This window comes from Mycobacterium sp. SMC-18 (assembly GCF_045310895.1).
In the GTDB taxonomy this organism is placed as follows: domain Bacteria; phylum Actinomycetota; class Actinomycetes; order Mycobacteriales; family Mycobacteriaceae; genus Mycobacterium.
Genome location: NZ_JBJIAL010000112.1, coordinates 1 through 1,775 on the forward strand (window position 1 = coordinate 1; position 1,775 = coordinate 1,775).

At 66.7% G+C, this 1,775-nt stretch carries 1 protein-coding gene; it reads left to right on the forward strand.

Features of this window, described 5'->3' with window-relative positions; genetic code table 11:
* Positions 1–68: 68 nt before the first annotated feature.
* The gene (locus tag ACJH6J_RS30280) at positions 69–1,616 is read left to right on the forward strand and encodes an IS1182 family transposase (RefSeq protein WP_406805024.1); all 1,548 of its coding nucleotides are present in this window, start codon (positions 69–71) and stop codon (positions 1,614–1,616) included.
* The last annotated feature ends 159 nt before the right edge of the window (positions 1,617–1,775 follow it).

Sequence of the window (1,775 nt, forward strand, 5' to 3'; positions counted from 1 at the left end):
CTAGGAGTCTGCTGAATTAATCGGTGTGGCGGCCGGGGTTGACCTGGGATTTCGCTGATAATTGGTGGGTGCAGGGTCGCTCTGATGATCAGCGTGAGTTGTTGGATGCCGAATCGGTTGCCGGGCATCTTCTGAAGCCCGACAGCGTGTTTGCGTTCCTGGCCGCTCATCGCCACGAGCTGTTCCCGGAGGAGATGTTCGCTGATCTGTTCCCGTCACGGCGGGGCCGACCCAGCGTGCCGGCCGAGGTGATGGCCTCGGTGATCACGCTGCAGGCCCTGCACGGGCTCTCCGACAACGAGACGGTGGATGCGGTCACCTTCGATCTGCGGTGGAAAGCCGCGTGCGGGCTGCCGGTCACCGCGCCGGCGTTTCACTCCACCACGCTGACGTACTGGCGGCGCCGGCTGGCGGCCTCTGATCGCCCTAACCGGATCTTCGAGGCGGTCAGAACGGTGGTCGCGCAGACCGCGGTACTGGCGGGCAAGACTCGGCGGGCATTGGATTCCACGGTCCTCGATGACGCGGTGGCCACCCAGGACACCGTGACCCAGTTGATCGCCGCGATCCGCCGCGCGGGCCGCGACGTCCCCGGCGCCGCCGAGGTGATCGAGACTCATTGCACGGCACACAATTACCACGACCCGGGTAAGCCGGCGATCGCCTGGAACGACAAGACTGCCCGCGATCAGCTCATCGACGCCCTGGTTACTGACGCGCATCGGGTCCTGGGGCATCTGCCCGAGCAGGAGCTGGGACCGCGGGCCGCTGAGGCGGTGGCGCTGTTGGCGTTGATCGCCGGGCAGGATGTCGAACCGGTCGAAGGCTCTGATGGCACCGACGGGCAGTGGCGCATCGCCCAGAACGTTGCTCCGGATCGGGTCGTCTCGACCGTGGATCCTGATGCCCGCCACGCCCATAAGACGGTGCACCGGCGGCAGGACGGCTTCAAGGCCCATATCGCGATCGAACCCGATACCGGGATCATCACCGACTGCGCTCTGACCAAAGCCAGTGGCCCGGATAACCACGAAGCCGTCGTCGGGCTGGCCCTGCTGCAGGAGGAGCCGGCCGGGGTGCGGGTGCTCGGTGATTCGGCCTACGGCACCGGCGCGGCCCGCGCCACCCTCGCCGAACTCAAGCATGTCGCGGTGATCAAACCGCTGCCGTTGCGGGCCCCGGTGCCCGGCGGGTTCACCAGCGATGACTTCGCTATCGATTTCGATGCCCGCACCGTGACCTGCCCGGCTGGGCACACCGTCAATATCGCACCTAAAGGTGGCGCGAGATTTGAGAAGCATTGCCGCACTTGCCCATTACGGGCCCAGTGCACCACCGCGTCACGGGGACGCAACCTCACTATCAGCGAGCATGAACCGCTGCTACGTGCCGCCCGCGCAGCAGCGCGCACTCCCCGGTGGCGGGACGAGTACCGCCAACACCGGCCCATGGTGGAACGCTCCATCGCCTGGCTGACCCGCGGCAACCGCAAAGTCCGCTACCGCGGCGCCATCAAAAACGACCACTGGCTGCACCACCGCGCCGCCGCCCTCAACTTGCGCCGGCTGATCACCCTCGGCCTGACCCACACCGGCACCCACTGGGCCATCGCCTGACACGACCGGGCATTGCCACCCGCGGCACCAGATGCCACGCTCAATGCGGCGGGGTGACCCTCGAATTGTCGACCCTCGGGTCTGACTCACAACACACACGCGCCACAGAGCGCCTTGAGGCACCCCGCCCCAAAACCGCCTTATTCAGCAGGCTCCTAG